Source organism: Ahrensia sp. R2A130 (genome assembly GCF_000179775.1).
GTDB lineage: Bacteria > Pseudomonadota > Alphaproteobacteria > Rhizobiales > Rhizobiaceae > Pseudahrensia.
The window spans coordinates 633,513-659,244 of record NZ_AEEB01000003.1 but is presented as its reverse complement, the minus strand read 5'-3'; the positions used below and the strand labels follow the sequence as shown (position 1 = coordinate 659,244).

At 58.4% G+C, this 25,732-nt stretch carries 25 protein-coding genes; 9 read left to right on the top strand and 16 right to left on the bottom strand.

All coding sequences use genetic code 11. From position 1 onward, the window contains the following. Nucleotides 1–244: 244 nt before the first annotated feature. A complete protein-coding gene (locus R2A130_RS03980; protein ID WP_009463786.1) occupies nucleotides 245–2,146 on the bottom strand; it encodes an ABC-F family ATP-binding cassette domain-containing protein in 1,902 nt (633 codons plus the stop codon). A gap of 39 nt (nucleotides 2,147–2,185) precedes the next feature. Beyond that, complete coding sequence (locus R2A130_RS03975) at nucleotides 2,186–2,695, bottom strand: DinB family protein (RefSeq protein WP_009463785.1); 510 nt, start codon at nucleotides 2,693–2,695, stop codon at nucleotides 2,186–2,188. Nucleotides 2,696–2,757: 62 nt separating this feature from the next. Here R2A130_RS03975 and R2A130_RS03970 point away from each other — a divergent pair, with 62 nt between their 5' ends. The 3 genes from R2A130_RS03970 (at nucleotide 2,758) to R2A130_RS03960 (ending at nucleotide 5,265) form a co-directional block, all read left to right on the top strand. Beyond that, nucleotides 2,758–3,450 carry a glutathione S-transferase family protein gene (locus R2A130_RS03970; RefSeq protein WP_009463784.1) on the top strand — a complete coding sequence of 231 codons (693 nt, stop codon included), beginning with the start codon at nucleotides 2,758–2,760 and terminating at the stop codon, nucleotides 3,448–3,450. A gap of 104 nt (nucleotides 3,451–3,554) precedes the next feature. Beyond that, complete coding sequence (gene ndk, locus R2A130_RS03965) at nucleotides 3,555–3,977, top strand: nucleoside-diphosphate kinase (protein WP_009463783.1); 423 nt, start codon at nucleotides 3,555–3,557, stop codon at nucleotides 3,975–3,977. A 187-nt stretch (nucleotides 3,978–4,164) separates the two neighbouring features. After that, nucleotides 4,165–5,265, top strand: a complete 1,101-nt coding sequence (locus R2A130_RS03960; RefSeq protein ID WP_009463782.1) for a fatty acid desaturase family protein — start codon at nucleotides 4,165–4,167, stop codon at nucleotides 5,263–5,265. Here R2A130_RS03960 and R2A130_RS03955 read toward each other — a convergent pair. From R2A130_RS03955 to R2A130_RS03920, 8 genes are all read right to left on the bottom strand, one after another. After that, nucleotides 5,262–5,720, bottom strand: a complete 459-nt coding sequence (locus tag R2A130_RS03955; protein WP_009463781.1) for a molybdenum cofactor biosynthesis protein MoaE — start codon at nucleotides 5,718–5,720, stop codon at nucleotides 5,262–5,264. The genes R2A130_RS03960 and R2A130_RS03955 overlap by 4 nt on opposite strands. A 1-nt stretch (nucleotide 5,721) precedes the next feature. Beyond that, complete coding sequence (gene moaD, locus R2A130_RS03950) at nucleotides 5,722–5,979, bottom strand: molybdopterin converting factor subunit 1 (RefSeq protein ID WP_009463780.1); 258 nt, start codon at nucleotides 5,977–5,979, stop codon at nucleotides 5,722–5,724. Next, nucleotides 5,979–6,587, bottom strand: coding sequence for a CDP-diacylglycerol--glycerol-3-phosphate 3-phosphatidyltransferase (pgsA, locus tag R2A130_RS03945; protein ID WP_009463779.1), 609 nt, complete (start codon nucleotides 6,585–6,587; stop codon nucleotides 5,979–5,981). The genes moaD and pgsA overlap by 1 nt, the downstream gene beginning before the upstream one ends. Before the next feature lie 85 nt (nucleotides 6,588–6,672). Beyond that, entirely contained in the window at nucleotides 6,673–8,652 is a 1,980-nt protein-coding gene (uvrC, locus tag R2A130_RS03940) for an excinuclease ABC subunit UvrC (protein ID WP_009463778.1), read from the bottom strand. A 54-nt stretch (nucleotides 8,653–8,706) separates the two neighbouring features. Further along, nucleotides 8,707–9,660 carry a calcium/sodium antiporter gene (locus R2A130_RS03935; RefSeq protein ID WP_009463777.1) on the bottom strand — a complete coding sequence of 318 codons (954 nt, stop codon included), beginning with the start codon at nucleotides 9,658–9,660 and terminating at the stop codon, nucleotides 8,707–8,709. Between the two features lie 109 nt (nucleotides 9,661–9,769). Continuing rightward, nucleotides 9,770–10,360, bottom strand: coding sequence for a glutathione S-transferase (locus R2A130_RS03930; protein ID WP_009463776.1), 591 nt, complete (start codon nucleotides 10,358–10,360; stop codon nucleotides 9,770–9,772). After that, nucleotides 10,360–10,791: a hypothetical protein gene (locus R2A130_RS03925; protein WP_009463775.1), complete on the bottom strand. Its 432-nt coding sequence runs from the start codon at nucleotides 10,789–10,791 to the stop codon at nucleotides 10,360–10,362. The genes R2A130_RS03930 and R2A130_RS03925 overlap by 1 nt, the downstream gene beginning before the upstream one ends. Nucleotides 10,792–10,852: 61 nt before the next feature. Then, nucleotides 10,853–11,704, bottom strand: a complete 852-nt coding sequence (locus R2A130_RS03920; RefSeq protein WP_009463774.1) for a 23S rRNA (adenine(2030)-N(6))-methyltransferase RlmJ — start codon at nucleotides 11,702–11,704, stop codon at nucleotides 10,853–10,855. A gap of 82 nt (nucleotides 11,705–11,786) precedes the next feature. Between R2A130_RS03920 and R2A130_RS03915 the strand changes: the two genes are divergently transcribed. Further along, the gene (locus R2A130_RS03915) at nucleotides 11,787–13,895 is read left to right on the top strand and encodes a molybdopterin oxidoreductase family protein (RefSeq protein WP_009463773.1); all 2,109 of its coding nucleotides are present in this window, start codon (nucleotides 11,787–11,789) and stop codon (nucleotides 13,893–13,895) included. Here R2A130_RS03915 and purN read toward each other — a convergent pair. The 3 genes from purN to R2A130_RS03900 all read right to left on the bottom strand — a co-directional run bounded on the left by purN (nucleotide 13,892) and on the right by R2A130_RS03900 (nucleotide 16,195). Then, on the bottom strand, nucleotides 13,892–14,563 hold the full coding sequence (gene purN, locus R2A130_RS03910) for a phosphoribosylglycinamide formyltransferase (RefSeq protein ID WP_009463772.1): 672 nt from the start codon (nucleotides 14,561–14,563) through the stop codon (nucleotides 13,892–13,894). The two genes, R2A130_RS03915 and purN, sit on opposite strands and share 4 nt — an antisense overlap. Then, nucleotides 14,560–15,633: a phosphoribosylformylglycinamidine cyclo-ligase gene (purM, locus tag R2A130_RS03905; RefSeq protein WP_009463771.1), complete on the bottom strand. Its 1,074-nt coding sequence runs from the start codon at nucleotides 15,631–15,633 to the stop codon at nucleotides 14,560–14,562. The genes purN and purM overlap by 4 nt, the downstream gene beginning before the upstream one ends. A gap of 64 nt (nucleotides 15,634–15,697) precedes the next feature. Then, nucleotides 15,698–16,195: a hypothetical protein gene (locus tag R2A130_RS03900; RefSeq protein WP_009463770.1), complete on the bottom strand. Its 498-nt coding sequence runs from the start codon at nucleotides 16,193–16,195 to the stop codon at nucleotides 15,698–15,700. A gap of 220 nt (nucleotides 16,196–16,415) precedes the next feature. Between R2A130_RS03900 and R2A130_RS03895 the strand changes: the two genes are divergently transcribed. The 5 genes from R2A130_RS03895 to ppx are packed head-to-tail and all read left to right on the top strand — an operon-like array spanning nucleotide 16,416 to nucleotide 22,552. Then, a complete protein-coding gene (locus R2A130_RS03895; protein WP_009463769.1) occupies nucleotides 16,416–17,006 on the top strand; it encodes a CDP-alcohol phosphatidyltransferase family protein in 591 nt (196 codons plus the stop codon). After that, the gene (locus R2A130_RS03890) at nucleotides 17,006–18,115 is read left to right on the top strand and encodes an AI-2E family transporter (RefSeq protein WP_009463768.1); all 1,110 of its coding nucleotides are present in this window, start codon (nucleotides 17,006–17,008) and stop codon (nucleotides 18,113–18,115) included. Before R2A130_RS03895 ends, R2A130_RS03890 begins: the two co-directional genes overlap by 1 nt. Next, complete coding sequence (locus R2A130_RS03885) at nucleotides 18,112–18,783, top strand: ATP/GTP-binding protein (protein WP_009463767.1); 672 nt, start codon at nucleotides 18,112–18,114, stop codon at nucleotides 18,781–18,783. Before R2A130_RS03890 ends, R2A130_RS03885 begins: the two co-directional genes overlap by 4 nt. Then, nucleotides 18,780–21,023: an RNA degradosome polyphosphate kinase gene (locus tag R2A130_RS03880; protein ID WP_009463766.1), complete on the top strand. Its 2,244-nt coding sequence runs from the start codon at nucleotides 18,780–18,782 to the stop codon at nucleotides 21,021–21,023. Before R2A130_RS03885 ends, R2A130_RS03880 begins: the two co-directional genes overlap by 4 nt. Beyond that, the gene (ppx, locus tag R2A130_RS03875) at nucleotides 21,023–22,552 is read left to right on the top strand and encodes an exopolyphosphatase (protein ID WP_009463765.1); all 1,530 of its coding nucleotides are present in this window, start codon (nucleotides 21,023–21,025) and stop codon (nucleotides 22,550–22,552) included. Before R2A130_RS03880 ends, ppx begins: the two co-directional genes overlap by 1 nt. Nucleotides 22,553–23,221: 669 nt before the next feature. On the opposite strand, the gene argC is transcribed toward ppx, so the two are convergent. From argC to rpsI, 3 genes are all read right to left on the bottom strand, one after another. Next, on the bottom strand, nucleotides 23,222–24,145 hold the full coding sequence (gene argC / locus R2A130_RS03870) for an N-acetyl-gamma-glutamyl-phosphate reductase (protein WP_009463764.1): 924 nt from the start codon (nucleotides 24,143–24,145) through the stop codon (nucleotides 23,222–23,224). Then, nucleotides 24,142–25,131 carry an agmatinase gene (gene speB / locus R2A130_RS03865; protein ID WP_009463763.1) on the bottom strand — a complete coding sequence of 330 codons (990 nt, stop codon included), beginning with the start codon at nucleotides 25,129–25,131 and terminating at the stop codon, nucleotides 24,142–24,144. Before speB ends, argC begins: the two co-directional genes overlap by 4 nt. A gap of 99 nt (nucleotides 25,132–25,230) precedes the next feature. Further along, a complete protein-coding gene (rpsI, locus tag R2A130_RS03860; protein ID WP_247869246.1) occupies nucleotides 25,231–25,689 on the bottom strand; it encodes a 30S ribosomal protein S9 in 459 nt (152 codons plus the stop codon). Nucleotides 25,690–25,732: the final 43 nt, after the last annotated feature.

Here is a 25,732-nt window from a genome sequence, read left to right as displayed (position 1 = left end):
GAGCCGCTCCCTGACAGCCGCTGATAAGCAGCGCTGACGATAGCGATACGATCATGACGCAAGTTCTGGGCGATATAAAAAACATTGTAACGTGCTAAAGATAAGAAAATGCGGAGGTTATTGCTGCTAGATTAGCGCGGTGGGACGTTCTGGCCAGTGTTTGTAGGACACAGGATTTGGCAAAATTGCATCGCCGTTTCCGTTCTATCATTTCGCGTATTCCCCGCGCCAAATGTTCGGCAGCTTAGCCCGCCAAAGCCTCGCTCAATTCCAGCCATTCTTCTTCGACACCAACGAGCCGGCGTTCAAACTCTGCCTTTTTCATCGCGATATCGCGGATGCGCTTGGCGTCTCGTTCGGTGCTGGCTTGGGCGAGCAGTTTGTCGAGCTTTTTGATCGCTTCGGCAGCCTTCCCCATCGTCGCCTCCAACTGCTTTACGCGGGCGCGGGAGCCGGACTGGTTGGAGCGCAGTTTTGCTTCGCGGCGGCGGCGTTCGGCAGCGTCCACATCGGCCGCGGATGGTTTGGCCTTCGACTTCCCTTGGGCCTCTTTCTCGGCTGGCTTGCTCTTCGGTGAGCCCGGACCTTTGAGGATGAGGCGGCGATAGTCTTCCAAATCCCCATCGTAGGGACCAACCGTGCCATCATGGACGAGCCAAAGCCGGTCCGCACTGGCTTCCACCAGATGACGGTCATGGCTGATGAGAATGACCGCACCGCGATAATCGTTCAGCGCCATAACAAGGCTTTCGCGACTGTCGATATCGAGGTGGTTGGTCGGTTCGTCCAAGATGAGGAGGTGCGGTTGGTGGAATGTTGCGAGGCCCAACAGCAGTCGCGCTTTTTCACCACCGGACAGCGACTTGGCTTTCGTGTCCATCTTTTCTGCGCCCAGCCCCATGCGGGCAACGCGGCCGCGCAATTTGCCGTCAGGCTCGTTTGGCACCAGCTTGCGGATGTGATCGACCGGCGTTTCTTCCGGAACGAGATCGTCCATATTGTGCTGCGCGAACATCGCGATCTTCAGCTTTTCCGACCGCCGCACCAAGCCGCCGGTGGCGTCCAAGCGACCAGCGATCAGCTTCGCAAATGTCGATTTGCCGTTGCCGTTCGCACCCAGCAGCGCGATGCGGTCATCAGCATCGATCCGCAATGTCATGTTTTCGATGACGGGCTGGCCCGGAGTGTAGCCAACCTGCGCGCCTTCCATATTGATGATGGGCGAGGCGGGACGGCGTTCAGGGCTTGGGAAATGCAGTGGCGCTACGTCTTCTGTTTGCACGGCAGAAATCACGGCCATCTTCTCCAACGCCTTCACGCGGCTTTGGGCCTGCGTGGCTTTGGATGCTTTCGCTTTGAAGCGATTAATGAAGCTTTCCATATGGGCGCGTTTGGCGTCCTGCTTCACCTTCATTTTGGTTTGCAGCGCGTTGCGTTCGGCGCGCGTTTTCTCGAAGAAATCGTAGTCGCCCTTGTAGGATGTCAGCTTGCGGTTTTCGAGATGGATAATCGTGTTGCAGCAGGTGTTCAGCAGGTCGCGGTCATGGCTGATGATGATGACCGTGTGCGGATAGCGGGAGATGTAGTTCTCCAGCCACAACGTGCCTTCCAGATCGAGATAGTTGGTCGGTTCGTCCAGCAGCAGCAGATCAGGTTCGGAAAACAGAACGGCAGCCAGCGCCACGCGCATGCGCCAACCGCCGGAGAAAGCTGAACATGGCCGCGCCTGCGCTTCTGCATCGAAACCGAGGCCGTGAAGAATCGCACCGGCGCGGGCTTCTGCGCTGTGCGCTTCTATGTCGTTCAGGCGGGTGTGAATGTCGGCGATGCGGGTAGGGTCGGTCGCGGTGTCGGCCTCAGCCAGCAATTCTGCACGTTCTTTATCGGCTTCGAGCACTGTTTCCAGCAGAGAAAACTCTGTGCCAGGCGCTTCCTGAGCCACCTGGCCCAAGCGCATTTTCTTACGCATCCGCAGCGAGCCGGTCTCCGGCCCGTATTCGCCGGTGATGAGCTTGAACAGCGTGGTCTTGCCGGTGCCGTTGCGCCCGACAAAGCCTACCCGCGCGCCCATGGGCACATGAATGGAGGCATTCTCGATGAGCAGGCGGCCCTGCATGCGGAAGGTCAGATCTTCGATATGTAGCATGGCCGCCTTCTGGCCCGCCGCGCCGCAAGGTGCAAGCGGTTATAAGGCGGCAAGCCGCTCCACACGCTGAAAATATATCAAATCGAGGGAAGGGGCGTCGTGGCCCATATGGGTCATCGCTGCATGAACCTGCCCGCGATGGTGGGTCTGGTGGTTGAACAGGTGAGCAAGAACAGGCGCGCGGGCCTGCGTTACAGCCTCGGGATTCGTCACCGGCGTGTACGTGAAGGTGTTTGTGAAATCCTCTGACGTGAGGCCATTCGTGTAGTCGATAATGCGCTCATCCATTCCTTTGCGCGCCTTAAGCAAGTCATCGAATGTTTCATGCAAGATCACGTCCAGGCTGGTGGGTGCTCCCGTGGTGCCGGTCAAACGAGCCATCCATATCTCGTCGGCCACAAGTATGTGGTTCAGCGTTGCGTGTATGGAGCCGAAGAAGAGGCCGACATCGCGTCGATATTCCTCATCTGAAAGCTGTGCCGCAGACGTGTAAAGCAGGCGATTGGCCCAGCCATTGTAGCGGGCGAACTGGGTAAAATGATCGTGCATGCGCTTGTGCCTCCGTCCGACGATGCTTACGCGAAAGCTAACTGAACCGGAGACGAACGCCCATGACCATTTTGCATTACGAACTTTGCGGCGCAGACAGTGCCCAAGTCTTCAGCCCGCATTGCTGGAAGAGCCGCATGGCGCTGGAGCACAAGGGATTGGACTATAAAACGGTCGCAGTTCCGTTCACGCAGGTCGCTACCCTGGAGGGCGGCGATGCTCGTCGTGTGCCGGTGATCCGCGACGGCGATACCGTTGTCGAAGACAGTCTGGCGATCGCGGAATATCTTGATGCCAACTATCCGGACACCCCTTCCGTATTGGGCGGGCCGGAAGCGGCCGCGCTTACCAGGTTCGTTGGCAACTGGTCGCAGAGAAACCTTCATCCGGCTGTGTCCAAGCTGGCGATGCTGGATATTCACGATGCACTTGCAGATACCGATAAGGCATTCTTCCGCCGCACCAGAGAAAACACGCTCGGGAGCACGCTGGAAGAATTTTCCGCAAAGTTTCCGAAGGATGGTGCAGAGTTGGGGCGTGCGCTGGAACCATTTGCCACGACGTTGCAGGGACAGCCCTATTTGGGCGGGAAAACTCCGCTCTTTGCTGACTACATCGTCTTTGGAGCGCTTCAATGGCTGCGCGTTACCAGCCCGCTGGATGTGTTGGACAAAACCAGCCCTGTCGGTGAATGGTTCGAGCGGTTGCTGGACATGTATGATGGTGTGGGCCGTTCCGTACCCAAAGCGGCCTAGCTTGCAGGCAGCGCGGGCAGGGGCTATGGAGCGGCCAACGTCGTTGGGTCAGCCCTGCGGCCTGTCATCTCCCACCTTTCGATATTCGACAAAGGAGCCAATCCATGGCCATCGAACGCACATTCTCCATGATCAAACCAGACGCTACTGCGCGTAACCTTACAGGCGCGATCACCAAGCACCTTGAAGACAACGGCCTGCGCGTCGTCGCCTCCAAGCGCGTGCACATGAGCCTGCGTGATGCAGAAGCGTTCTACGCCGAGCATTCCGAGCGTCCCTTCTTCGGTGAGCTGACAGAATTCATGTCGTCCGGCCCAACCGTCGTTCAGGTGCTCGAAGGTGAAGGCGCAATTCTCAAAAACCGCGACGTCATGGGCGCAACCAACCCTGCGGAAGCTGACGCCGGCACCATCCGCAAGGAATATGCTCAGTCGCTGGGCGAAAACTCCGTCCACGGTTCCGACGCTCCAGAATCCGCTGCACGCGAAATCGCTTTCTGGTTCGCCGAAAACGACATCGCGGGTTAAGCGCTTTGCTTGGCCTCACGCTGTCGGCTTCGCCTTCGCTCCGGCGGGGCGGGCTGACCGCCCGGTCGCTCTTCGCTCCGGTTGGAGCGTGGCCTAGAGACTGAAAAGAGCCTGCCGCGAGTTGATCGTGGCGGGCTTTTTTTGTGTGCGGATTTCTGTTTAGCCTGTTGGTTGGAGGAGATCGAAAATGACCCTAACGGCTGGTACCGATGCGTCCGAAGAAAAGCGCGACTACACGCTAACCGGCGAAAGTGCGCGGCAGGCTGTTGAGCGTGGGTTGGTGTCGGCGCAGTGGTATCACACCGATGTCGACCGCAAGGCGCTGCGCGAATTGATGGAGCGCAAGGATGGGCCTGCCATCCGCGATACGCTTTTGTGGCTTGGGCTAATGATGCTGTTTGCGGGCATCGGTATCTGGCTGTGGCCGAGCTGGTGGTCCGCGCCGTTTTGGCTGGCTTATGGCGTGCTCTACGGTTCGGCGGGGGACAGCCGTTGGCACGAATGTGGGCACGGCACAGCGTTCAAGACCAAATGGATGAATCGCTGGACGTACCAGATCGCGTGTTTCTGCATGATCCGAAACCCTATCGGCTGGCGGTGGAGCCACTCGCGCCACCACAGCGACACGATCATCGTTGGCCGTGACCCCGAGATTAACATCATGCAACCGCCTGATTTGGTGGTGGCCGCGCTCAATATGGTGGGGGTTCTGGATGCGTGGACGGGCATCAAGACCATGTTCATCAACGCGGCTGGCCGCACGGCTGGGGATCAATCGCTCTATGTGCCGGAACCGGAGCAGAAAACCATGTTTACTATCGCCCGTTGGTGGGTGGCTATTTACGCGGCGACCATCGCGCTGGCGGTAACGATTGGCTCTATTCTACCGCTAATGGTTATCGGTCTGCCGCGCCTCTACGGCGCTTGGCACCATGTGCTGACCGGTATTTTGCAACATGCGGGATTAGCCGAAAACGTTCTGGATCATCGTCTCAACACCCGCACCTTCTACGCCAACCCGATCAGTCGTTTCATCTACTGGAACATGAATTATCACGTTGAACATCACATGTTTCCGATGGTGCCGTATCACGCGCTGCCGAAATTGCATGCGCTCATCAAGCACGATCTACCGGAACCGAACACGGGATTCGTCGATGCGTTCGGTGACGTCTGGCAGGTGCTGAAACGCCAGATGGCGGGCGAGGATTATTGGCAGAAGCGGGAGTTGCCGAATGGTGCAAAACCGTATCGTGACGAGTTCCACGGCGACGTGGCGCTGGCCTAGCTTTCCCACCGCGCCTTTGCGCTGTTATCTGCATCCTTCGCATCCACCCATTCGCCCTCGCCACCATCGACCCGATGTTCTTTCTTCCAGAACGGCGCGTCGGTTTTCAGGTAGTCCATGACGTAGCGGCAGGCGTCGAAGGCGGCGTCGCGGTGGCGGCTGGTGGCGCATACGAAGACGATGCGTTCGCCCGGTGCGATTTTGCCGTAGCGGTGGATGACGAGTAGGGCGTCCACGGTGAAACGCTCGGCTGCGCGATTGGCAGCAGCCTCGATCTGGCTTTCAGCCATGCCGGGATAATGTTCCAGCTCCAGCGCCGAGAGGCTTTCGCCCTCGCTGCGGCAAAGGCCGGTGAAGGTGGCGACGGCACCCACATCGGTGCGGCCGGCTGTTAGCGCATTTTGTTCGGCAGCTGGATCGAAGTCTTCTGCCTGAACGCGGACGACAGGTGTCATCTCAACCGCCGGTCATGGGTGGGAAGAGCGCGATTTCGCGCGGTTCACCGATGGGCGTGGATTGATGCACGAGTTGCTGGTCCAGTGCCACTCGCACGATGTCCGGGTTTTCTAACGCGTAGGCATAGCCATCACCACGACCGGCCAGCCAGCCGAGAAGTGTGGTCACGTCGGTTACTGTTTCCGGTAGGTCGACAGTCTCTTCCGCGAGGCCAATGCGCTCGCGCAGCCATGCGAAATAGAGGACTTTCGTCGCCATTAATCGTCAATCATGTGTTTGACGCCGGCGCGGAAATAATCCCAGCCGGTGATGAGAGTGACCGCAGCGGCGACCCACAGAAGCGCCAAGCCAGCCTGCGTGGTGAAGGGTAAGATCTTGTCGCCTGCAGGCCCAGCCAACAGGAATGCGATGGAGACCATCTGCAAGGTTGTCTTCCATTTCGCCAACTGGGTGACGGGGACGGACACCTTCAGATCGGCCAGATATTCGCGCAGGCCAGAAACCAGAATTTCGCGGCTCAAAATCACCACGGCTGCCCAAATTGACCAACCCGCGATAGAGCCGTCAGCGGCCAACAACAGCAGGCACGCTGCGACCAGCAGCTTGTCCGCGATTGGGTCGAGCATTTTGCCCAATGATGATGTTTGCTGCCAGATGCGGGCCAGATATCCGTCGAAAAAATCTGTCACCGATGCAAAGACGAACAGGCCGAGTGCCCACCAACGGGCGGTGTCGGTGGAATTGTCGCGCTCGGTGAGGTCGAAGCACAGCACCACCAAGGGCACCACGAGAATGCGGGCATAGGTCAGCAGGTTGGGAATGCTCCAAGGGCCTGCTTGCCGGGTGGGGGTGCGCTGTTCTTTCATGATGGTGTCAAAGCCTATCGGCGGGCGTATTTCAACTCGCCATTTGTGTTGAAGCGTATCAGCGGCTTCAATTTTTCTGGAACCGTCACCCTTTTTGGAAGTGCGCGTGAATGCGGCGCGCCATGTTCTCGCTCACGCCATCAACCTCCATCAAATCTTCCACCGCAGCACGGCCTGCAGCTTTCGCGGAACCGAAATGGTGCAGAATTGCGCGCTTGCGAGACGGGCCAATGCCTTCGATCTCGTCTAGCGGGTTTTTTAGCTGGTCCTTTTTGCGCTTGGCGCGGTGTGTGCCGATTGCAAACCGGTGTGCTTCGTCGCGCAGGCGCTGGATGAAATAGAGCGTCGGATCGCGCAGGGGCAGGGTGAAATCTTTCTTGCCCGTCTGGTGGAATCGCTCTCGGCCCGCATCGCGGTCCACGCCTTTCGCTACACCGACCAGCGTGACCTTATCCTCCAGATCAAGCTCCTTCATAATCTCGCGACACGCGGAAAGCTGGCCCGCGCCACCGTCGATGAGAACGAGATCAGGCCACGCTGGCATCGTGTCTTCTGCAGATTCGTCTTTGGGCGACTCGTTGCCATTTTCTTTTTTCAGGCGGGCGAAGCGTCGGGTGAAGACCTCTTTCATCATTCCGAAATCGTCGCCCGGCGTGATCTCTTCGTCCTTGATGTTGAACTTGCGGTACTGGTTTTTGGCGAAGCCGTCCGGCCCCGCGACGATCATGCCGCCTACTGCGTTCGTGCCCATGATGTGGGAGTTGTCGTAAACCTCGATGCGGCGGGGTGGGCGGTCGAGTTGGAAGACTTCCTGCAGGCCTGCCAGCAATTTGTTTTGCGTCGCGCTTTCGGACAGTTTTCGGCCCAGTGCCTCGCGGGCATTTCGGGCGACCTGTTCCATCAACTCGCGCTTTTCGCCGCGTTGCGGCTTGGAAACGACGACCTTGTGGCCCGCTTTTGCAGACAGTGCCTCGGCCAGAAGTTCTTCCTGCGCCAACTCGTGTGAGGTCAACACCATACGCGGCACGGGCTTGTCGTCGTAGAATTGCGAGACGAAAGCCTCCAGCACTTCGGCTGGTTCGAACGTTTTGTCTGCGCGCGGGAAGTAGGCGCGGTTGCCCCAGTTCTGGCCCGTTCGGAAGAAGAATACCTGGATGCAGAAATGGCCCTGTTCTTCGTGGATGGCGAAGATGTCGGCCTCTTTCAGGTGCTGCGGGTTGATGCCTTGATGGCCGGAAACATGTGAAAGCGCAGCAAGGCGGTCGCGGTAAATCGCGGCGAGCTCGAAATCCATCTCGTCCGATGCTGTTTGCATGCGGGTGGAAAAGCGCTGTTTGATTTCCTGACTGCGACCCGACAGGAAATCCTTCGTTTGCTTCACCAGGTCTGCGTAGTCGTCTTTGGACACTTCGCCTGTGCATGGCCCTGCGCAGCGTTTGATCTGGTGCAACAGGCAAGGGCGCGTGCGGTTCTGGTAGAAGCTGTCAGTGCAGGTGCGAAGCTGGAAAATGCGTTGTAGCGCGGTGATGGTGCTGTTGACCGAACCTGCATTGGCGAACGGGCCGTAATAGTCGCCTTTACGGGTGCGGGCGCCGCGAAATTTGAACAGGCCCGGGGCATCGTGGTCGCTGGTGAGCAGGATATAGGGAAACGATTTGTCGTCGCGGATGAGCACGTTGTAGCGAGGCCGCAACCGCTTGATGAGGTTGGCCTCCAGCAGCAGCGCCTCGGTTTCGGTGTTCGTGGTGACGAACTCCATGTTGGCCGTTTCCGCGATCATTCGCGCGGTGCGATTGCCGCCATGGCCGACGCCGCGGGCGTAGCTCGACACGCGGTTTTTCAGGTTCTTCGCCTTGCCGACGTACAGCACGTCACCAGCGCGGTTCATCATGCGATAAACGCCGGGTTTCTTCGGCAGGCGGGTGACGAAATCGGCGATGACCTCCGCGCCAATTTTATCGGACGGGGGCGCTGTTTCTTCCCAGATTACGTCTCCGCTGTCGCGCGGTTTGGCGCGTTCGACGGTCTCCGTCGACTTATCCGGTGAAGGTGCAGAATCACTCATGGCTTTGGTTTAGCGCAGGCAGCGCCATCACCACAAAGCGTCTTTGACGCAGGCCTACAGCATCACCGTGGCGACGAGGTAGGCGACGTAGGAGGCGAGCAATACGCCGCCGATGCGTTTGCCGATGCGGACGCCTTTGAACATCGTAAGTGCGATGAGGAAAACGGTCGCTGCAGCCATGATCCAGATGTCGAACGTGACCACATGGCTCGCCACAGGAATGGGCCCGGCAACCGCAGCGGTGATGCCCATGATAGCTGCGATATTGAAAAGGTTCGAGCCGATGACGTTGCCGATAGCGACGGAGGAATTGCCCTGCCGCGCCGCCTGAATGCTGGTGGCGAGTTCCGGGAGTGACGTGCCGATGGCAACGATGGTCAGGCCGATGATTTCTTCCGGTACGTTCCAGATCGTGGCGATTGCCACGGCGTTGTCCACGGTCAGCCAAGCGGCCAGAGGCAGCGTCAGCGCTCCAGCTATCAGCAGCATCGCGATACGTTTCGTGTCGGTGGGGATTTCACCGACTTCATCTTCGATGCCGGACATATCATCGTTGGCAGACTGCTTGCGGGCGGCAAGAAATTGCTGACCAAGAAAAAGGAAAAGACCCGCCAGAAGAATTAAGCCTGAAATCTGGCTAACCTCGCCGCCTTGCAGCGCAATCATGAAGCCGATGGTCATGACCGCAAGGAACCCAAGCGTTACGCGGGTGTCGTCTTCACCGGAGTTAAGCGCTGCAAAGAAGGCTGGCACCGACAGCACCAGCAGAACATTGGCGATGTTGGAACCGACCACATTGCCCACCGCGAGACCGCCTTTGCCAATCCATGCCGCATCGAGCGAAACCACAAGTTCCGGAGCAGAGGTGCCAAAGGCTACGATTGTAAGGCCGATTATGAGGGGGGAGATCCCGTAACGGTTTGCCAGACCCACCGCGCCTTTGACCAGCCAGTCACCGCCAAAGACAAGCAGAACCAGGCCGAGAGCAAGGAGCAAATAGACGAGCATCGAAATTCCGGAAGTTCAGCTGGCTTCGCAAACAGTTAGGAACCGATGCGCCCGCCTGCAAGGGCTGAACGCGGTTCCGGCACCGATGTTCAGCACTATGTGTAAGACACTAGGCCGAGGGGAGAAGCGCTGCCAGATCGGCGTGATCGGTCGCAAAGCCCTGCTGCCATTTACGCACTGCCGGATGGGCGTCTTCCCATTTTCCTGCATAGCGCAAATCGAGATAGCCAAGGGATGCTGCCAGCGCGATGCCGCCGATGTTCAGGTTTGCGCCGGTCTCAGGCAGGTCGTCTGCAATTGCGGTGAGCGCACGGTTGGCCTTGTCCCAAAGGCGGTCCAGCCATGGCTGGTGCACCTTGTCCTCGGGGCGGAAGCGCATTTCGTAAATGCCGCCAACTGTGACGTCGTTCAGGCCGTCGCAAAGCGCCTCGTAGCGCTCGGCCAGATGTGGTTGCGCGGTGGGAAACAGTTTGCCGTTGCCGACGCGATCCAGATGACGGGTGATGACGCGGCTGTCGAACAGACCGGTTCCATCTTCCAGCACGAGGCAGGGAATTTTTGCCAGCGGATTGGCTTTGTCGAGGCGCGGGTCGCCGTTTGTGGCATCCACATTCACCACGTCGATTTCAACACCAGCGTGGTGGGCGGCCATGACGACCTTGGAAACGTAAGGGGAGGCCGCAGCCGCTAGGAGTTCCATCAGTAGTTCAAAACACGACAAGAGCCGTCGAATTCGTTCCAGCGGTCATATTTGCTCATGCAATATTCCACGTTGAAACCGTTGCCTGCAAAGCCCGCGCCGCTTTCGATAAGGAAGAACAGTGTCGGGTGCGTGCCGTCGGACATCTGCGCGTGGCCACGGCAATAGCGGCGGTTCACTTCGCGCAGATCATCATGGGGCTCGTTCACCTGCCGTTCGTGAATGCGGGTGATGTCTGCGATGAAAATATCGGGCTGGGTGTGATAATCCTGCGCGTTGTTGAAGCGCTTGACGATATCGTTCAGCACCTTGGCGTCGTGGCAATCCGGGAAGCTCTTGTGCTGGATGAGTTTGTCCAACAGTCCGGCTGATGCCGGTGCCACGAAGGCGGAGGCCGCAAGCGATGCAGCAAGGATGATGCGGGTGAACATGGAGGCGCTCCGTGTAGTCGGTTGTTTTCTTGTCAGCGCGGATGGGCCCGAAGTCAACATTTCACGAGCGTCCAGACAGGTTCTGAATGCGGAAACCATCAGATGCTTTCAGACCGTCTTGTTGGCGCAACACTCCGGCCAGCCATGGCAACAGCGTGTTCAGTTCTTCACGCAGTGTGTAGGGCGGATTGGCGATGACCATGCCGCAGCCGTTCAGGCTTTTGGGGTCGTTGGGCCGCTTCACCACCAACTCGGCGTTCAGCAGGTCGGGGAAGCCCATGGTTTGCAACGTGCCGAGCCATTCGTCGGTGTGGTCGCGTTTTTTCACCGGATACCATAGCGCCACGGTGCCACCCGCCCAGCGCTTGCGGCATTTTTCCAATGCGTCGATCATGCGGTCGAAGTCGTGGCCGTCTTCGAAAGGTGGGTCGATGAGCATGATGCCGCGCGCTTCTTTCGGCGGGGTGTGGGCACCGGCGGCGAGCCAACCATCGAGATGCTGCACACGGGTCTGGTAATCGCCTGCAAAATTGGAAGCCAGGACCGGGTGATCCTCTTCGTGCAACTCGTAAAGCGCCAGCCGGTCTTGTTTCCGCATCAGGTGGCGGGCGACGGCAGGCGAACCGGGGTAGGTGCCTTCGGGCGAAGCTGCGACAGCTTCTTTCCAGGGCGCGATGATTTCAGCGACGGCAGGCGAAACCGTAGCCGACAGCACTTTCGCGACGCCCAACTCGGCCTCGCCGGTTTTGCCCGCTTCCACCGATGCCAGATTGTAGCGCCCAAGACCAGCATGGGTGTCGTAGATGCGAAAGGCTTTTTCCTTGCCTTTCATATAGTCCACCAGCCGCGCCAGAATGATGTGTTTGAACACGTCAGCAAAATTTCCCGCGTGATAGGCGTGGCGATAGTTCATAGCGGGTGCGTGCTTTCGTTTGATCGGTTAGGCTCATCTAACAACTCGCCAACAGCATCGCCACCTTCGCGGAGTGCCAGCCATGAATAAACCTATCGATCAAACCACGCTGCATATGGCAACGGCCTGTCCGCACGACTGCCCGTCCACCTGTGCGCTGGAAGTAGAAGTGCTGGAGGGCGGCAAAATCGGCCGCGTTCGCGGGTCGAAGGACAACACTTACACCGACGGTGTTATCTGCGCGAAGGTCGCCCGCTATGCCGAGCGGGTGAACCATCCGGATCGTTTGCTGAAGCCTGTCCAGCGGGCAGGGGCGAAGGGTGCCGGTGAGTGGCGCGGCATCGATTGGGACGATGCGCTCGATCTCGTGGCCGAGAAGTTTTTGCAGGCTGAGCAGAAGCTGGGTGCGGAAACCGTCTGGCCTTACTTTTACGCTGGCACGATGGGGCTGGTGCAGCGCGATTCGATACAGCGCCTGCGCCACGCCAAAGGCTACAGCCAGCAGTTCGACACGATTTGCGTGAACCCGGCATGGAGCGGATTTTCGATTGGCACCGGCAGATTGATGGGGCCGGACCCGCGCGAAATGGCGGTGTCGGATTGCGTTGTGATCTGGGGTACGAATGCGGTGGCGACGCAGGTGAACGTGATGACCCATGCGGTGAAGGCGCGGAAATCGCGCGGCGCGAAAATCGTCGTTATCGACATCTATGAAAATGCCACGATGAAACAGGCCGACCTCGCGCTGTTGCTGCGCCCCGGTACCGATGGTGCGTTGGCTTGTGCCGTGATGCACTGCCTGTTCCGCGATGGCACTGCAGACCGCGCTTATATGGCGAAATTCGCCGATTGCCCTGACGAGCTGGAAGCGCATTTGAAAATGCGTACACCGCAATGGGCGTCCGAAATCACCGGGCTGCCGGTGGAGCAGATCGAAGAGTTTGCAGCGCTTCTGGGCAACACACCGCGCAGTTATCTGCGGCTCGGTTACGGTTTCACCCGCTCGCGCAACGGCACCACGGCCATGCACGCTGCCAGTTCTATCGCCACGGTTTTGGGGGCTTGGCAGCATAAAGGTGGCGGGGCGTTTCACTCCAACTCCGGCATTTTCAAAATGGATGGTTCGCTCATTCAGGGCGACAGTTTTGCCGACCCGAACGTGCGTGCGCTGGACCAATCGCAGATCGGACAAGTGCTGACCGGTGATGCGAAAGCGCTGCGCGGCGGCCCGCCCGTGACGGCGATGCTGATCCAGAACACCAACCCGATGAACGTCGCGCCGGAACAAAATCTGGTACGCGAAGGATTTGCGTGGGACGATTTGTTTGTGGCTGTCCATGAGCAATTCATGACCGATACGGCTGCGATGGCCGATCTCGTTTTGCCCGCAACCATGTTTGTAGAGCATGATGATATTTATCGCGGTGGTGGGCATCAGCATATTTTGCTGGGGCCAAAGCTTGTGGACGGGCCTGAGCTTTGCCGCACGAATTTCTTTGTTATCGAAGAGTTGGCGAAGCGGCTGGGTGTCGCCGACCATGACGGGTTCGGGTCCGACGAGCGCAGCCTGATCGACGATATGCTGAAGCGCAGCAATCGTGGGTCATGGAACGAAATCCACCGCGACCGCTGGATCGATTGCCAGCCGGATTTCCGTGAGAGCCACTATCTCGATGGTTTCGCCCATGCCGATGGCAAGTTTCACTTCAAGGCGGATTGGAACGCTGTGCCTTGGGGTCGTCCGCCTGAAAGTCTCGGCGTTTTGGGGCCGGTGTCTGATGCGCCAATGCTGCCGGACCATTGGGCGGTGACGGAAGAGGTGACCGAGAAATTCCCGTTCCGCCTCGCCACGTCACCGGCGCGGTCGTTCCTTAATTCTACCTTTGCTGAAACAACCAGCAGTAGGAAAAAAGAAGGGCGGCCAACCGTGTTGGTTCATCCCGATGATGCGGCGTCGCTCGGCATTGCTGATGGTGATGCGGTGCAGTTGGAAAGCGCTCGCGGCACCTGCCAGCTTCATGCGGAGTTCTTCGAAGGTGTGCGGCCCGGCGTGCTTGTCAGCGAGGGTATCTATCCGAATTCCGCCCATGCGGATGGTAAGGGGTTGAACAGCCTGACCGGGGCTGACCCAGTGGCGCCCCATGGCGGTGCGGCGTTCCACGATAACCGCGTGCGGTTGGTGAAGCTCTAGGCCTGGTCTTCAGCAGTTTTTATTTCTGGCAACATGAGGACATCGTCGATTGTAACCTTACGATCTTCGACCGCCTCGTCGCCGGACCAGCGGACCATTTTTTCCGCTATCAAACGCACGGCGTGGGGGTAGAGCTTGTGCTCCATGTCCAGCACGCGGGTCGATAGGGTTTCGGCGTCATCATTGGGGTGCAGCGGTACAACGGCCTGCGCGATAATCGGACCAGCGTCGAGTTCCGGGCTTACGTAATGCACCGTGCACCCATGCACCCGCACGCCGGCGTCAATGGCGCGTTCGTGGGTGTCTACGCCGCGAAACGATGGCAGCAGGCTGGGGTGAATGTTCACCACCTTGCCGCGCCATTTGCCAAGCAACGTTTGCCCGACAATCCGCATGTAACCGGCCATGCAAACCAGTTCCGCGCCAGCTTCCGTCATGGCCGCGCAGATCGCTTCTTCATGGGCTTCGCGGTCGGGATAGGCGGTGTGATCGACCACGCGGATGGGAAGGTCATGTTCGCGGGCTAGTTCAAGACCTAGAACATTTGGGCGGTTCGATAGAACGAGAACGATTTCGGCAGGAAAATCCGGGTCCATACAGGCGCGGGCGAGCGAGCCCATGTTGGAGCCGCGACCGGAAATCAGGACCGCAACCTTCAGCTTGCTCATGCGGTGGCAGCCCAGTTGATCTGGCCGGAGTAGCTGACTTCTCCATCACCTGCGGTGACCGTGCCGATGGTCGAGACGCGCTCGCCTTCGCCGGTCAGAATTTCGGTGATCGCATCTGCGCGATCAGCCGCAACCACAAGCACCATGCCAGTGCCGCAGTTGAAGGTTCGCAGCATTTCCGTTTCTTCGACGCCACCGGCATCCTTCAACCAGCTGAAGACAGGTGAGGGCGTAACTGCATCTAGGCCGATGGCAGCACCAAGATGTTTGGGCAAAACGCGGGGCAGGTTTTCCGTCAGCCCACCGCCGGTGATGTGGGCGAGTGCGTGGATGCCGCCAGCGGCCAGCGCCTTGAGAACGGGTTTCACGTATATGCGTGTAGGCGTAAGCAAAGCCTCGCTCAGATTGCCGCCTTGGAACGGTGCGTCGCTAGACCAATCCAATTCTGCACGTTCGACAATGCGGCGAACAAGCGAGTAGCCGTTGGAGTGGACGCCGTCGCTGGCCAGCGCCAATAGCACATCGCCTTCTGCCACATTGGCGGGCAGTAGGTCGCCGCGTTCGACAGCGCCGACGGAAAATCCAGCCAGATCATAATCGCCCTCGGCATACATGCCGGGCATTTCTGCCGTCTCGCCGCCGGTCAGCGCGCAACCCGCCATTTCGCAGCCTTTAGCGATGCCTGCAATCACGTTTTCAGCCACGCCATTGTCCAATTTTCCGGTGGCGAAATAATCGAGGAAGAACAGCGGTTCCGCGCCCTGAACGATGAGGTCGTTCACGCACATGGCGACGAGGTCGATACCAATCGTGTCGTGTCGACCTGTTTCGATGGCGATGCGCAGCTTCGTGCCGACACCATCGTTAGCGGCGACCAGAAGAGGGTCGGAATAACCTGTGGCCTTCAAATCGAAGACGCCGCCAAAGCCACCGATTGTGCCGTCGGCACCGGGGCGGCGTGTGGCTGCGATCAACGGACCGATTGCGGAGACCAGCGCGTTGCCGGCGTCGATACTTACCCCTGCGTCGGCATAGGTAAGGGGCACGTTGTGTTTTGAATCTTTGCTCATGGCGCTCCCTTAGCGGGCAAGCGTGGCCACGTCTTGTCCCACGCATCGCACAGTGGTGGAAAACTTATCGTAGATTGATGCGATGAGCGAACTTATCGCCATCGGAAATGGTCACCTGTGTGAAACCGGCCATGCGGCAAAGGTCAAGGAAATTCAGGTCTTCCGGTGTCTGCATGTTTTGAAAAAGCGGTGACGTGCGGGCCTGCGCTGTAAGAGCTGCAAGCAATCCGCGCATACGGTAAAGCGTGTCGTAGCGCCCCGGACCGCTGGCGACGATGATGAGCTTTTCGCCTTCCGCGCCTTTGGCAAAGATATGATAGTCGGGCGCATAACCACGCTTTAACTGCTGCGCGTTCAACCCGACTGTCAGGCCAATCCGCGAACGCCGATCAGCGGTGGGAATGGGGTCAAGCGGTGAAACATAGACCTCTTTCGTGTCCGGATCGGGATAGTAGTAGCCTGCGTGGCTGTCGCTTGCGGAGGCGGGGTGTGTTGTCAGAACTAAAAGCAGGGCTATGAAAATGGTTTTGATAATCCTGGATAGCGACATGGTTCTGGCCATCTTGTGGGTCTTGCAGGGCAACTGAAAAACATCGTCGCGCCGGGTCGTGATAGATGTCAATTCACTGCGAAGTGGATTCAACAATGCAATAGAAAAGTCACAGCCGTTTAAGATGATGTAATGACAGCCCTTGCGGTTGAAAACGTCGCTATGGCACGACACATCAATACCGAATGACGCACTGGCGTCAGCCTAACGAAACTTGTTGCAGAAAGCCGCCGTGACCATACCCAACATCATCACAATCGCGCGCATTATGCTCGTTCCTGCCATCGTCTGGGCGATGTTGCACGACCGCATGGCGCTTGCGTTCGCGTTGTTTGTGATTGCGGGAATATCGGACGCTGTGGACGGTGCACTGGCGCGGTGGCTGAAACAGCAGAGCGAATTTGGCACGATGCTGGACCCAATCGCCGACAAAGCGATGCTTGTGGCTGTCTTTGTACTGCTGGGCTTCATGGGCCACATACCGTCGTGGCTTGCGATTCTCGTGGTCTCTCGGGACATTATCATCGTGGCAGGTGTGCTGGTGGTGTTCGTGGCCGGACGCCCCTTCGAGATCGCGCCGTTCTGGGTATCCAAGGCCAACACGGTGGCGCAAATTCTACTGGCAGCTTTGGTGCTCGGCCTTCTGGCGTTTGAACTGGAAGCCGAAGGCCTGACAATGCTTCTGATATACGCCACCGCTATTCTCGGTGTTGTGTCTGCGCTGGCCTATATCGTTGAAGGATTTGCAGTGATGGAACGCGATGTGAAAACTGCCGAAAATGAAAAGCTGCCAACGCCAATCGAACGAGAGGCTGCTGAATAATGGCCGATGAGCCACTGTTAACACCGTCTGCCCGCCGCCAGTTGTTTTTCTGGCTTGGCGCATTCGTCGTCACCGTTTTGTTTCTGATCGTGTTCCGCTCGATCCTGTTGCCTTTCATCGCGGGCATGGCGCTGGCCTATATGCTCGATCCGGTGGCGGATAAATTGGAAAAGCTGGGCGCAAGCCGCTTGCTGGCGACGACTATTATTCTGTTCGTTTTCATCATCATGTTCGCGCTGGCGCTCATTTTGCTGGTGCCTGTTTTGTCGAACCAGTTTAGCGGTCTAATCCAGCGTATGCCGTCTTACGTGACGAGCCTGCAGAGCCTTATCGCCAGCGTGGAAAAGCCTTGGCTGCGTGATCTTGTGGGTGAAAGCGCCGACAATATTCGCGAAAATCTCGACGGGCTTTTGCAGCAGGGTGCGGGCTGGGCCAGCACCGTTCTTGGTTCCATTTGGCAGTCCGGTAAGGCGCTTGTGGACGTGTTGTCGCTCCTCGTAATTACCCCAATCGTGGCATTTTATCTGCTGCTGGACTGGGACCGGATGACCGCCAAGGTCGAAAGCTGGTTGCCGCGCCAGCACAAGGGCGAACTGACCGGCATTGCCGACGACATGAACGCAGCGATTGCCGGTTTTGTGCGCGGGCAGGGCACAGTTTGCCTCATCTTAGGCACGTTCTACGCTTTGGGTCTTACGCTGGCGGGGCTGAATTTCGGCCTGCTCATCGGAATGATCGCCGGCCTCATAAGTTTCATTCCCTTTGTCGGGTCCATAATCGGCGCAATCCTCGCTATTGGCGTGGCACTCGTACAGTTTTGGCCGGACTATATTTGGATTGGCGTTATTGCGGGTATCTTCGCGGTTGGGCAGTTTTTCGAAGGTAATTTCCTTCAGCCAAAACTGGTGGGTGAAAGTGTTGGTCTTCACCCTGTCTGGCTTATGTTTTCGCTGTCAGCCTTCGGTGCACTCATGGGCTTTACCGGCCTGTTGATTGCGGTGCCGGTGGCTGCCGCAATCGGTGTTTTGGTGCGCTACACACTTGGCCGCTACCTGCAAAGCCAACTCTATTTGGGTCGCGGCACCCGTGATGATGCTGGTGCGGAATGAGCCTGTCGCCGGTTGATCAGCTGCCACTGGATTTGCCGACAACCGCACAGGCGGCCCGAGCCGACCTTGTGGTGGCTTCCAGCAATTCACACGCGGCTGCTTGCGTTGACGCGTGGCCGGATTGGGCGGCACCGGTCGCGGTGCTTGCTGGCCCAACGGGTTCCGGCAAATCCCATTTGGCTTCCATCTGGTCGTCCATGAGCCACGCTGTTGTTCTGTCGCCGGGCGATGCGGTGCTGGCCGGTCGCGCTATGCTTCTTGAAGATGTGACGGCAGGCGGGTTTTCTGACGAATGGCTTTTCCACGCCATGAACGCCGCAATGCAACCCGGTGGTTCGTTGCTCATCACATCGCGCCAATGGCCCGGTGAATGGGGCGTGTCACTGCCGGATTTACAGTCACGCTTGCGTCTTGTGCATCTGGTGGAGTTGCACGAACCAAACGACGAATTGCTGCGCGGTGTGTTGTTCAAATTGTTTGCAGACCGGCAGTTGATCGTTGATGCGGCTGTGATTGATTACTGCATCACGCGCATGGAACGTTCGCTTGCATCCGCGCTTGCGGTAGTGCGGCAACTCGATGTGCTATCACTGGCGCGCAAGCAGGCCATCACCAAACCCTTGGTGGCGGAAGCCCTGCGTATGACCGAAGAAGGAGCCATCGCGTGAAGGCAATTTTGCCCGACGAATGGGCGGGCAACCCCGCACGCTACGTGAACCGCGAGTTCTCGTGGTTGCAGTTCAACCGCCGCGTTTTGATGGAAGCGGAACACACGGCCAACCCGCTGCTGGAACGGCTGCGGTTCCTGTCGATCTCCGCCGATAACCTGAATGAATTCCTGATGGTCCGTATCGCGGGCCTTGCCGGACAAGTGCGCGAAAACGTGGCGACGCTTTCAGACAACGGTCAGACGCCGGAAGAGCAGTTGGCAAGCGCCACCCGTGAGATCGGCGATCTTCAACGCCACCAGCACGCAGTTTTGGCGCAGTTGGAAACCGAACTCGACGAGCATAACATTGCCATTCTGGCAGGCTCTGAAATCACAGAAGACGAGCGCGAATGGATCGAGGATTATTTCCTTACTGATATTTTCCCCGTTCTCACGCCGCTGTCCATCGACCCCGCGCATCCGTTCCCGTTCATCCCAAATCTGGGCCTGACAGCAGTATTCAGTCTTGCGCGCAGGGCAGACAAAAAACCGATGACGGCATTGGTGCGCTTGCCGGGCAGTCTACAACGTTTCGTTGCTTTGCCGGTCACGGAAGAGGGGGCCGACGGGATGCCCGTTGCGCCCACGCGGTTCATTGCCGTGGAGCAGATCATCCAGCTTTTCATCGATCGTTTGTTCCCCGGTTACGTCGAGGTGGAAAGCGGCATGTTCCGCCTCGTGCGAGACAGCGACATCGAGGTGCAAGAAGAGGCCGAAGACCTCGTGCGGCTGTTCGAGACCGCGCTTAAACAACGTCGTCGTGGCATCGTCATCCGTCTGGAATTCACACCTGCAACGCCCGACACATTGAGGAAATTCGTCAAAAAAGCGCTGCATGTGCGCCGCGAAGAGGCTGCGATTCTGGATGGTATGCTGTCGCTCGATCATCTGAAGGAAATCGTCTCGGCAGCAGATGGCAAGCTGCGTTACGAGTCTCACAATCCGCGTTTTCCCGAACGCATTCGCGAGCATAACGGCGACTGTTTCGCGGCCATTCGCCAGAAGGATCTGGTGGTCCACCATCCTTATGAAAGCTTCGACGTTGTGGTGCGATTTATCCGGCAGGCGGCTGCGGACCCGGACGTGGTGGCGATCAAGCAGACGCTCTACCGCACGTCCAACGACAGCCCCATCGTGCAAGCGTTGATCGAGGCTGCGGAAAACGGCAAATCCGTCACCGCATTGGTGGAGCTGAAAGCCCGCTTCGATGAAGAGGCCAATATCCGCTGGGCGCGCGATCTCGAACGAGCAGGCGTGCAGGTTGTCTATGGTTTCATCGAATTGAAGACCCACGCCAAACTTTCGCTTGTGGTGCGTCGCGAGCAGGGCCGGCTGGTTAATTTCTGCCATATCGGTACGGGCAATTATCACCCGACCAACGCGCGTATTTATACCGACCTGTCTTACTTCACCGACGATGCTGCCATCGCCATGGACGTCGCCCGCGTGTTCAATTTCATCACCGGCTACGCTCAACCAAGCGGTTTGAAGAAGCTGCTGGTCTCACCTTCGAACATCCGCAAGTCGTTGACCAAACTCATCGACAACGAGCGGAAGCACGCGAAGGCCGGAAGGCCCGCCCAGATCTGGATGAAGATGAATTCGCTCGTCGATCCGAAAATGATCGATCAGCTTTACGCTGCAAGTATCGACGGTGTTCAGATCGATCTCATCGTGCGCGGTATCTGCTGCCTGCGCCCACAGGTGCCAGGACTGTCGGAAAACATCCGCGTCAAATCCATCATCGGGCGCTTCCTCGAACATGGCCGCATCTTCTGCTTCGGCAATGGCAGCGGCCTGCCGTCTAAGAAGGCGCTGGTCTATGCCGGTTCAGCCGACCTGATGCCGCGCAATCTTGACCGTCGCGTCGAGGTTCTCGTGCCACTGGAAAATGCGACCGTTCACCAACAGGTGCTGGACCAGATCATGCTCGGCAACCTGATGGACAATCAGCAGAGTTGGGAAATTTTGCAGGACGGTACAGCGCAGCGCATCGAACCCGCCGAAGACGCTGCACCCTTCGACGCGCAATCCTATTTCATGAACAATCCAAGCCTTTCGGGGCGTGGCAAGTCGCTGAAAAAATCTGCGCCGGTTGCCGTGCTCGATCCAAAAGCTGCGCGAGCGCCTGCGAAGGAACAGCCTGCTGCGACGGATATTGAAGTGACTGCACCAGAAATCGAAGCTGAAGCCACCTGATGACGCGTACTCTCAAATCCATCATCCGCGCCCAAGGGCGGCTGCGGAAACTCAATCCGGTGGCGATCATCGATATCGGCTCGAACTCGGTTCGTCTGGTTATCTATGAAGGTCTGTCGCGTTCGCCGACGCCGATGTTCAACGAGAAAATTCTTTGTGGCCTTGGTGCACACATCGCCAGCACTGGACGGCTGGACGATGAGGGGGTCGAACGAGCGTTGGCGGCATTAAGGCGCTTTCGCGTGTTGGCTGATCAGGTGGGCGCAGACGAGATGTATCCGCTCGCGACGGAAGCTGCGCGGGTTGCGGAAAACGGGCCCGATTTTACGCAGCGCGCCGAAGAAATTCTCGGCTGTAAAATCCGAATTCTGTCGGGCAACGAAGAGGCGACCTACGCAGCAAATGGCGTGGCTTGTGGCTTCGTCAGCCCTGTGGGCGTGGTGGCGGATATGGGCGGTGGGTCGGTAGAGTTTACCGCCATCGACGGCAAGCCAATTGGCAAATCCATCTCGCTGCCGTTGGGCGGCTTGCGGCTGGTGGACGAGAGCAACAATGACGTGATGTCCGCCCGTAAGCTGGTGAAAGAACAGTTGGCCAATAACCCTGTATTGGCAAAGCAAAAAGGCGGAACCTTTTACGCGGTTGGCGGCACTTGGCGGTCTTTGGGCCGCTTGCATATGGCGCGGGCGAACTACCCGCTGGCCGTCATGCACAATTACGAAATCTCGGCCAAAGAGGCCAAACGCCTGTGCAGCAGGCTAACCGGTAAGAACGGATCGGCCATGCGTGGCATTGAAGCTGTTTCTACCAACCGTCGCCATCTGTTGCCCTTTGGCGCGGTGGTGTTATCGGAAATCATGCGGCAAATGCAGCCGGAAAAAATCATGTTTTCCGCGCTTGGTGTGCGCGAAGGCTACCTCTATTCGCTGCTGCCTCCGAAGGTCCAAAAGGCCGACCCGCTGATTACGGCAGCGGAAGAATTCGCCGTATTGCGCGCCCGCTCTCCTGCCAATTCCCGCGAGTTGGTGCGTTGGACGGGCCGTGCCTTCAAGGCGTTCGGCGTGAAGGAAACGGAAGAAGAAAAGCGCTATCGCAAGGCTGCCTGCCTGTTGTCAGACATTACGTGGCGGAGCCATCCGGACTACCGGGGCGATCAGGCGCTGAACCTCATTTCTAACGCCGATTTCGTGGGCGTCGATCACCCCGGTCGCGCCTATCTCGCACTGGCGAGTTACTACCGCCACGAAGGGTTGATGAAAGAGGATGTCAGTCCGGAGATCATCGCAATCGCATCGCCGCGTATTCGAGAGCGCGCTCGACTGCTGGGCGCGTTGTTCCGCGTCGGTTTTCTGCTGTCGGCGGCCATGCCCGGTGTCTTGCCCAAAACGCGGTTCGAAGAGGCGAGGGGAGACGGATACCTGCTTACCGCGCCGAAGAGCCATGCAGATTATTATGGCGAGCGCTTGCAACGTCGCATCAACGGCTTGTCGTCGGTGCTGCAATATCCCGTCGAATGGGCGCTGGATTAAAATTTCTCCCCGCCCGTTTCACATCGGTTAAGTTCGCCATTCTCTTGTGCGCGAGCCGGTGGTCCGGACCGACCTGTCCGCCGCACGAGGGCGATCCTTCCGTCGCGCGTGAGTAACGTTCGCAAGCGGGCGGAGCGTCGGATGCCAATGGCCGAACGCCAACACTCGGGCGGTTAACAGGGAGATGTCGCAGCGTCAGCAATGGCGTGTCCTGACGATGCAGGACTTGGGCTTCGAAAGAGGTGCACTGCGGATGGGGGCCGACATGCAGGTTGAAAGACACCTGTGCAGCAGGATCGGGCGGAGCGAAGGTGTGCGTCACCTTACACCGAAACTACGGTATGAGACGAACACTTTCGCTCCGTCGGCTTACTTTTACGGGGTCGCTTTCGTTCGCCAAAGGCGAACGGCGACACCTTGCTTATCGCTCGGACGCCGGAAGGCGGGTCGATGCTTTCGCACAACCATTTCTAATTACCAATCAACTGTCATCCCCGCGCAGGCGGGGACCCACTTATCGACAAGCTGCACTCTCGCGAAGAAAAGACGACGCGGCCCTACCGCGCTCAATCATTACCGCATCATTTAGCAGAAGAGTGGTCCCCGCCTGCGCGGATATGATAGTCAGGAGTGGGTAGGAATTGCGAAAAAGTGATTCCCTAGAATTGTTTATGCCGATCCCTTCACCATCAGATTCAGTGCCTGCACACACGCGCCACTCGCTCCTTTTCCGAGGTTGTCGAGCAAGGCGATGAGATTCACATGGGTGTCGTTGCCGAAGACGTGGAGGTCCATCGTGTCGGTTCCGGCCAGCATGGTGGCATCGAGACGGCCCACCGCATCGCTTTCAGCCAGAGATGCGACGCGAACGTTGGTTGCGCCTGCGTAATGGGTTTCCAGCGCGGTATGAAGTTCGGCGCGGCTGGCGGCATTCGTGGCGGCTAGATGTAGTGGAACTTGCACGATCATGCCTTGGGCGAAACGGCCTACGGAAGGCGAGAACAGTGGTTCGTGATCCAAGCCGCCGTAGAGGGTGATTTCCGGCACGTGTTTGTGGGTCAGGCCCACCGCGTAGAGGAAATGCGGGGCGCTGATGGAGTCGTTGCGGGAGGCATCTTCCATCTGCGCGATCATGCCTTTGCCGCCGCCGGAATAGCCGGAGACTGCATTGATCGTCAGCAGCGCGTCGGATGGCAGAACGCCTGCCGCAGTGAGCGGATGGATGAGTGCGATTGCACCCGTGGAGTAGCAACCGGGATTGGTGACGCGGGTCGCGCTTGCGATTTTGTTCGCGTGGCCGGGGTCTAGCTCGGCAAAGCCGAAGGTCCAGTCGGGGTCCACACGGTGGGCGGTTGAGGCGTCGATAACTCTCGTATCACCGTCGATCATGGCGACTGCCTCGATGGCGGCATCGTCCGGCAGACACAGGATCGCGATGTCGGCTTCGTTCAACAACCGCCGCCGTGCCTCCACATCATGCCGATCGGCATGGGGAATGGACAGCAATTTCAAATCCTCGCGGGCGGAAATGCGGGTTATGATCTGCAGGCCAGTCGTGCCGTGCTCGCCATCAATATAGATTTTTGGTGTCACGATTTCGGGCTTTCCAATTGTGCGGGCGGCGGGTTCAGCGAAGGACGCTTCCGTTCCCACAAGGTGCCGAGCATGTACATGGCGATGGTGGCGCCAGCGTTGGATGTGATGTCGGCATGGTCGTAGGCGGGGGACACTTCCACCACGTCTGAGCCGACAACTTGCAGGTTTTTCAGGTGCCGCAACGTCAGCAGCGCTTGTGCGGAAGACAGGCCGCCGACGACGGGCGTGCCGGTGCCAGGAGCATAGGCCGGGTCGAGGCAGTCGATATCGAAGGTGAGATAGACATTTGTGCCGTTGGTGCGTTCGTAAACGCGCTTGGCGGCAGCCTCCGGTCCCATCTCGTGGAAGGCCAGCGCGTCGATGATTTCGATCCCATAGTCCTGCGGGGCGTGGGTGCGGATGCCGATCTGGATGGATGTATCGGGGTCGATCAAACCGTCTTTCACGGCGCGCGTGATCATGGTGCCGTGGTCGACGCGCTTGCCGTCATCGTCCCATGTGTCCTGATGGGCGTCGAACTGCACGAGAGAGAGCTTGCCGTATTTTTCGGCATGGGCTTTCAGCAGCGGATAGGTGACGAAATGGTCGCCGCCGATGGACAGCAGGTACGGGTCGCTTTCGGCATTGATGATAGCCGATGCCTGTTCGGCAATGCGGGCTGGCACCTGCTCGTTATAGCCGTAGTCGAATTCGCAATCGCCGTAATCCACGGTCGCGAGTTCGTCGAAGATGCGGGAACCGAAGGGGTATTGGGGGTCGTTGTCCATACCGGCAGATGCGCGGCGCACGCCTTGTGGGCCGAAGCGTGTGCCGGGGCGGTTGGACACTGCCGCGTCAAACGGTATGCCCCAAACAACTGCATCCACGCCTGCCAGATCTTTGGTATATTTGCGGCGCATGAAAGAAAGCGCACCTGCGAAGGTGGGGTCTTTCGATTGGATGTGCAGGTTTTCAGCGGTGAAGGCTGTATCGGTTTTGGACATGGCGGGTTTTCCGGTTCGGCAATTTCAACTGGAGTCACAACGCAAAAAGGCGGAGCATGTTGCCCCGCCTTTTCACAAAAATTCGTGGGGTGTGAAGCTTTAGCGCTTCGAGAACTGGAAGGAACGACGGGCTTTCGCGCGGCCGTATTTCTTACGTTCAACAACACGGCTGTCGCGTGTCAGGAAGCCACCGGCTTTCAAGGTCGGGCGAAGCTCCGGCTCGAAATAGGTGAGAGCCTTGGAAATGCCGTGGCGCAAAGCACCGGCCTGACCGGATAGGCCTCCGCCTGCGACCGTAGCGACCACGTCGAACTGCGTGTCACGTCCGGTAGCCAAAAGCGGCTGGCGGATGAGCATCTGCAAAACGGGACGTGCGAAATATTCGGTGAAATCCCGAACTTTCGTAGCCTTCGTGCCTTCACGACGGTTCTTCTTGGCGACTTCGCGCTTCTTGGTTGCACCTTCGATGATGATGCGACCTGTGCCTGGCTTCAGCCAAACGCGGGCGACCGCGTCTTTACGTTTGCCGGTGGCGTAAGCACGGTTGTGCTCGTCCACCTTGCGCTCATAAACAGGCGCTGCAGGATTACCTGCAAGCGAC